Source organism: Rhodococcus quanlei (assembly GCF_055231015.1).
Map to the genome: position 1 here is coordinate 90564 of NZ_JBUYWD010000021.1, position 6506 is coordinate 97069.

Below are 6506 nucleotides of genomic sequence, written 5' to 3' on the forward strand. Positions count from 1 at the left end.
AGCCGACTATTGACTACGGGCGTTGTCAATCTTAATCTGACAACATGCGTAGTCAATCGGAGTCGTCGGGGACCGATTCGCCCGTCATGGCGGGCACCGATTCGGCGCCGACACCGCTCGGTCCCGATTCCCTGACATGGAAGTACTTCGGCGACTGGCGTGGGCTCTTGCAGGGCTTATGGGCCGGTTCGATGCAAAACATGCATCCAGGGCTCGGCGCCGGGGTGGAGGAGCACTCGCACTTCTTCGACGAACGATGGGAGCGTCTGTTCCGGTCGCTCTACCCCATCGGCGGCGTCGTGTTCGACGGCGATCGTGCACAGCAGACGGCAGAACAGGTGCGGGGCTACCACAACGACATCAAGGGGATCGACAAACACGGGCGCCGCTATCACGCCCTCGACCCCGACACGTTCTACTGGGCGCACTCCACCTTCTTCATGGGCACCATCGTGACCGCGGAACACTTCATGGGCGGACTCACGGAACCCGAGAAGCGGCAATTGTTCACCGAGCACATCCAGTGGTATCGCCTGTACGGCATGAGCATGCGGCCTGTCCCGGAGACCTGGGAGGAGTTCCAATCCTACTGGGACCACATGTGCCGCAATGTACTCGAGGACAACAAAGCCACGCGTGACGTGCTGAATCTCTCCACCATCGGTCCCCCGCCGTTCATGGCATGGCTTCCCGCCCCGGTGTGGGCGGTGCTGCGCTACCCCATCGCTCACGGATTCGTGTGGCTGACGGTCGGCATGTACGACCAGCCTGTCCGCGACCTGCTCGGGCTGAAATGGACAGCCACCGACGACCGGTTGCACCGACTCCTCGGCCGTACGGTGAACGCAGTCTTCATGCTCGTGCCGCGTCGTAGGCGTCGTCACCCGCGGGCACGGGCAGGTTGGGACCGGGCCACCGGACACAGCAAGCCGGATGCACCGCTCGTGCACACCCCGCCGCGCAACCTTCCGCCTGTCAGCCGGCGCAACGATCCGAAGCATTACAGCCCGTACGTGGTCTCCTGACAGGTCTGCGATCGACGCGATACTTTTGTGGCTCCCTGTGCTGAAGTCGCCTGGTGCATGCCATGCTCGAAACATGCCGTCGACATTGGGCTCCTTCCGCGACCTGACACCCTTCGCACGTGAGAGTCCACTCCCAGTCGAACATGCTGCCGGCCGGATCAGCGCTTACGTCTACGGCAACATCCTGGTCCTTGCCGCGCTGATTCCGGTCACGCGGTCTCAGGAGACCTTGGGCATAGCGGTGGTTCTCGGCACTGCGCTGTCCACCTTCGTTGCCCACCAGTTCGCCGAGATGGTGGGACAGAGCATCCGTACCGGTGAGAAACTCGATCGGGCAGAAAAGCTGGCCGAGCTGCGCGATGCCGTACCAATCCTGACGTCGGCGTTCATTCCCATCGCGATCCTGGCCACCGCATGGATCGGTTGGCTGGAACCGCGAACCGCTCAATTGGTAGCCGAGACCGTGATGGTGGTCCGAATCGCCTCGATAAGCTACGTCATCAGCAGACTCCGCACCCAGAACGTGCGGTGGTACACCCATATCACCGCGTTCGGGTTGGCGCTCGTCGCAAGCGTGATCGTCACCCTCAAGATTCTTCTGACGCACTGATCGCGGGCTCGAGCAGTTCCACCCGAGATTCCGGAGCGGCGGCACGTAACGCGTCCGCCGACTCGTCGTCGGGTTGAGCCTGCGACAACACCTCGGCCTCGACGCGTGCCTGATAGAACTCGACCTCCCGCTCCACCGCGGCGTCATCCCAGCCGAGAATGGGTGCGACAAGGCATGCAACCTGCTGCGCGCAGTTCGCCCCGCGATGCGGATACTCGATCGCAATGCGCGTGCGCCTTGCCAAAATATCGTCGAGATGCAGCGCTCCCTCCGCCGTGGCCGCATACACCACTTCCACCTGCAAGTACGCCGGGGCATCGGTGATCGGCTGGAGCAGTTCGGGCCTGCCGTCCGCCAAGTCGAGTACCTCACCGATGAGCGAACCGTAACGGTCGAGCAGGTGCTTGACCCGATAGGGATGCAGTCCGTACATCTCGCCCAGATGCAACGTTTGGTTCACCAGAGCGAAGTAGCCGTCCGCGCCCGCAAGTGGCACACGCTCGGTAATCGACGACGCCACGCGGGCCGGAATGTCGTCGGCTGCCAGGTCCACCGCATCCTCGGCCATCACCCGATAAGTGGTGTACTTTCCACCCGCGATCGCCACCAAGCCGGGGGCCACCCGCGCCACAGCATGTTCGCGCGACAGCTTGGACGTATCGTCGCTCTCCCCCGCGAGCAGCGGCCTGAGACCGGCGTACACGCCTTCGATGTCGTCGTGCGTCAGGGGTGTCACGAGCACCGTGTTGACGTGCCCGAGGATGTAGTCGATGTCGGCCTTCGTCGCGGCAGGGTGGCCCAGATCGAGATTCCAATCGGTGTCCGTGGTTCCGATGATCCAATGGCCGCCCCAGGGAATCACGAACAACACCGACTTCTCGGTGCGCAGGATGATCGCCGCATCGCTCACGATCCGATCACGCGAGACGACGACGTGCACACCCTTCGAAGCGCGAACCCGGAATCGACCACGCTGGTGCGACAGGGCCTGAATCTCGTCCGTCCACACCCCGGTGGCATTGATGACCACATGCCCCGCCACCGCTGTGGTTCGACCGTTCTCACAGTCGCGAATCCGCACACCCGACACACGGTCGGCCTCCCGCAGAAACCCGACCACCTGTGTCGATGTTCGGACGACGGCGCCGTAATGCGCAGCCGTGCGCGCCACCGTCATGGTGTGTCGGGCGTCGTCGACCACGGTGTCGTAGTACTGAATGCCGCCGATCAGCGAGTCGCGTTTGAGACCGGGCGCCATCCGCAAGGCCCCGGATCGCGTCAGATGTTTCTGGGCGGGAACGGATTTCGCTCCGCCCATCCGGTCGTACAGAAATATCCCGGCAGCCATGTACGGCCGCTCCCACACCCGGTTCTCCAGCGGGAAAAGGAATTTCAGCGGCTTCACCAGGTGTGGAGCCAGTGTCGTCAGCGACAACTCGCGCTCCCGGAGCGCCTCGCGGACCAGCCCGAATTCCAACTGCTCGAGGTATCGCAGACCGCCGTGGAACATCTTCGAGGATCGACTCGACGTCCCGGAGGCGTAGTCGCGAGCTTCGACGAGCGCGACCTTCAGCCCACGCGTTGCCGCATCCAGGGCTGCGCCTGCGCCCACGACGCCACCACCGATGACGATCACGTCGAACTTCTCACTGCCCAGTTGTTCCCATGCTTGGTCACGCTGACGGGGGCCGAGAAACTGCACTCCAGGCTGATTGCTCAACTCGGACTCCTATGAGTTGTCGACGGATTCTCGTCCAGGCTAGTAGCTTCTAGCCTGTGATTCAGTACATCGCTTCGATAGACCAGGGCACCACGTCGAGTCGCTGCATGATCTTCGACCACGACGGCGCGGTGGTGAGCGTCGCGCAGAAGGAACACGAACAGATCTTTCCGCGAGCCGGCTGGGTCGAACACGACGCGAAGCAGCTGTGGATCAATACCCGCGAAGTCGCCGCTCAGGCGCTGGCCAAAGCCGATCTGAACAACGATGAGATCGCCGCGATGGGGATCACCAATCAGCGTGAGACCACCGTCGTGTGGGATCGAAACACCGGCGAGCCCGTGTGCAACGCAATTGTGTGGCAGGACACGAGGACGGACCGATTGTGCATGGAACTCGGCGGAGAGGAAGGCCCCGATCGTTACCGTGAAAAGACCGGACTTCCACTCTCCACGTATTTCTCGGGACCGAAGATTCGGTGGATTCTCGACAACGTGGAGGGTGCGCGTGAGCGCGCCGACGCCGGTGAGCTGTGTTTCGGCACGATCGACACCTGGATTCTGTGGAACCTCACCGAGGGCACACACGTCACCGACGTGACGAATGCCTCGCGCACGATGCTGATGAATCTGGAGACCCTCGACTGGGACCCACAGATCTGCGCCGACTTCGCCATCCCCATGTCGATGCTCCCGGAGATCCGCAGTTCCTCCGAGATCTACGGCGAGGGGCGTCCGCGGGGACCGATGCCCGGTGTGCCGATCGCGGGAATTCTCGGAGATCAGCAAGCAGCGACGTTCGGGCAGGCGTGCCTCGAGGCAGGCGAGGCCAAGAACACGTACGGAACCGGAAACTTTCTGCTGCTCAACACCGGCACCACACCCGTGCGCAGCAGGCACGGCCTACTGACCACCCTCTGCTACAAAATCGGGGACGAGCCGGCCGTCTATGCGCTCGAAGGCTCGGTGGCCGTCACCGGATCACTGGTCCAGTGGCTGCGGGACAACCTCGGGATCATCCAATCCGCGAAGGACATCGAGCCCCTCGCCAAAACGGTGGACGACAACGGTGGAGCGTATTTCGTTCCCGCCTTCTCCGGCCTGTTCGCGCCCCGCTGGCGACCCGACGCGCGCGGGATCATCGCGGGTCTGACCCGCTACGTGAACAAAGGACACCTCGCGCGGGCGGCGCTCGAGGCCACGGCGTATCAGACCCGCGAGGTCATCGATGCGATGCGCGCCGACTCCGACGTCAAGCTGACGGCACTGAAAGTGGACGGCGGCATGGTCGTCAACGAAACTCTCATGCAATTTCAGGCCGACATCCTGGGCGCTCCCGTCACCCGTCCTGTCGTCAACGAGACCACCGCCCTGGGTGCCGCATATGCCGCCGGGCTGGCAGTCGGATTCTGGGAAAGCCAGGACGACATTCGGCGCAATTGGCAGGCGGGCAAGACGTGGGAGCCGACGATGGCGAACCACGAGCGCGACCGGCTCTACGCCGGCTGGAACAAGGCGGTCGAGCGCACCTACGACTGGGCCGACCAGTCGTCGTAAGCGTGGCGTAACCGCCGAACCGCATCCTGCAGGACGTCCTCGGGGCTCGTGGCGAAGCACAACCGCAGCTCCGAACCGAGATCGGCACGCACCGCGAATGCCGAGCCCGGCACGAACGCGACACCGTGCTCGATCGCGGTCTGCAACAGGTCCTCGGCACGGATGCTGCGATCGGCGAACTGCATCCAACAGAACATCCCGCCCCGCGCGGGTGTCACCGACACGCGATCCGCGAACTCGCTCGCCACGACCGAGACCAGCGCACGGGCGCGGGCGCCGTATCGCCTGCGGAGTTCGCGCAGATGGTTGCCGAACCACTCCTCGTCCGCGAGCAGTCCGGCGGCCACCTGCTGCGTGAGCGATGATCCGCACAGGTCGGCGCCTTGCTTGAGCAGCTCGACCGCGGTGCACACCTCCCGGTTGCCGTGCATCCACCCCACCCGCAAGGCGGGCGCCAGCACCTTCGATGCGCTGGACAGGCGGATCACCCGGTCGGAGTGGGCTGCGACAGGTTGGGGCGTCGGCGCATCGAACCACAGTTGCCCGTAGGGGTCGTCCTCTATCACCCAGAATCCGTACCGGTCCGCCAACCTGGCCAGGGCAATCCGGCGCTCCGCGGCGAGCACCACGCCCCGCGGGTTGTGAAAGTTGCTGACCGTGTGAACGAGTACGGGACGCACACCCGAGACGAGCATCGCTTCGAGCGCGGTCACATCCATACCGTCGGAGTCGAGTGGCACACCGACCACTTCGGCTTCTGCCCCACGGAAGACCTGTAACGCCCCGGTATAGACCGGATCCTCGACGATCACGGCGTCACCGGGATCGACCAGAGCCTGAGCAAGGAGGCTCAGCGCCTGTTGCGATCCGTGGGTCACCACCACCTCCGCCGGGTCGAGCGCACGGCCGATGCGGGTGCCTTCGCGTTCGGCGAGCACTGCGCGCAGAACCCGAATGCCGGTCGTTTCGCCGTACTGCACGCTGCCCGGATCGGTGAGCACCGTGTCGATCTCGCGAGCAATCCGCTCCCGCGGAATGAAACCAGGGTCGGGCAGGCCACCGGCGAGGCTGATGATGTCGGGCCGAGCGGTGAGGGTTTGAACTGTTCGACACTTTCTGAGCGAACGTGAGCATGTGTGCACCTATCTGAGCGGGTGCGTTGGCTGAGTGATGTTTGTCCTCAGCCTGCCGGAGCCATGCCGGTGATTGTCGACGGGATGCGTCGTGAGGAATCGACGCCGACCTGGTTCGGCGGGTTGCGCGCGCAGTGGGTAGGTGATTACCAACGAGCGCACTGGGGAAATGGTGTGAGAGAGGGGGGTTCCGATCAAAATGGGAGCCGCCCCTGAAGTGCGGGCGGCGTATCGATGTCGGACCCTTCTGCAAGTGTGGTGATCGTGGAATATCGCGGCGGTCTGCCCCAGTGGGGAGTCGAGTACCTCGCCGCCGTGCTGGCCGGCCGTGGCCGCACGCTTGTCGGCACTTCGGTGGGGGTGTGATGGCCCGGTTCGAGGTTCCGGAGGGGTGGGTGGTGCAGGCGTACCGGTTCGCGCTCGACCCGACCCCGGCCCAGCAGCGGACCCTGTTTTCGCATG

7 protein-coding genes are annotated in these 6506 nt (G+C 64.1%); 5 read left to right on the top strand and 2 right to left on the bottom strand.

The window, feature by feature from the left end; translation table 11 throughout:
• Window positions 1–44: 44 nt before the first annotated feature.
• Window positions 45–1025 (top strand): oxygenase MpaB family protein, encoded by a 981-nt coding sequence (locus ACZI8Q_RS15725; RefSeq protein WP_463374486.1) that lies wholly within the window; start codon window positions 45–47, stop codon window positions 1023–1025.
• A 73-nt stretch (window positions 1026–1098) separates the two neighbouring features.
• Window positions 1099–1635: a hypothetical protein gene (locus ACZI8Q_RS15730; RefSeq protein WP_463374487.1), complete on the top strand. Its 537-nt coding sequence runs from the start codon at window positions 1099–1101 to the stop codon at window positions 1633–1635.
• On the opposite strand, the gene ACZI8Q_RS15735 is transcribed toward ACZI8Q_RS15730, so the two are convergent.
• Window positions 1613–3355 (bottom strand): glycerol-3-phosphate dehydrogenase/oxidase, encoded by a 1743-nt coding sequence (locus tag ACZI8Q_RS15735; protein WP_463374488.1) that lies wholly within the window; start codon window positions 3353–3355, stop codon window positions 1613–1615. The genes ACZI8Q_RS15730 and ACZI8Q_RS15735 overlap by 23 nt on opposite strands.
• 56 nt (window positions 3356–3411) lie before the next feature.
• Between ACZI8Q_RS15735 and glpK the strand changes: the two genes are divergently transcribed.
• Complete coding sequence (glpK, locus tag ACZI8Q_RS15740) at window positions 3412–4911, top strand: glycerol kinase GlpK (RefSeq protein WP_463374489.1); 1500 nt, start codon at window positions 3412–3414, stop codon at window positions 4909–4911.
• Here glpK and ACZI8Q_RS15745 read toward each other — a convergent pair.
• On the bottom strand, window positions 4884–6053 hold the full coding sequence (locus tag ACZI8Q_RS15745) for an aminotransferase-like domain-containing protein (protein ID WP_463374490.1): 1170 nt from the start codon (window positions 6051–6053) through the stop codon (window positions 4884–4886). The genes glpK and ACZI8Q_RS15745 overlap by 28 nt on opposite strands.
• Before the next feature lie 225 nt (window positions 6054–6278).
• Here ACZI8Q_RS15745 and ACZI8Q_RS15750 point away from each other — a divergent pair, with 225 nt between their 5' ends.
• Window positions 6279–6410 carry a hypothetical protein gene (locus tag ACZI8Q_RS15750; RefSeq protein WP_463374491.1) on the top strand — a complete coding sequence of 44 codons (132 nt, stop codon included), beginning with the start codon at window positions 6279–6281 and terminating at the stop codon, window positions 6408–6410.
• Window positions 6410–6506: hypothetical protein (locus tag ACZI8Q_RS15755; RefSeq protein ID WP_463374501.1), on the top strand; the 97-nt coding region annotated here is incomplete at its 3' end. The genes ACZI8Q_RS15750 and ACZI8Q_RS15755, both read left to right, overlap by 1 nt.

Coding starts and splice junctions, on each gene's coding strand:
- ACZI8Q_RS15725 (WP_463374486.1), top strand. CDS start 45: ATGCGTAGTCAATCGGAGTCGTCGGGGACCGATTCGCCCGTCATGGCG.
- ACZI8Q_RS15730 (WP_463374487.1), top strand. CDS start 1,099: ATGCCGTCGACATTGGGCTCCTTCCGCGACCTGACACCCTTCGCACGT.
- ACZI8Q_RS15750 (WP_463374491.1), top strand. CDS start 6,279: ATGTCGGACCCTTCTGCAAGTGTGGTGATCGTGGAATATCGCGGCGGT.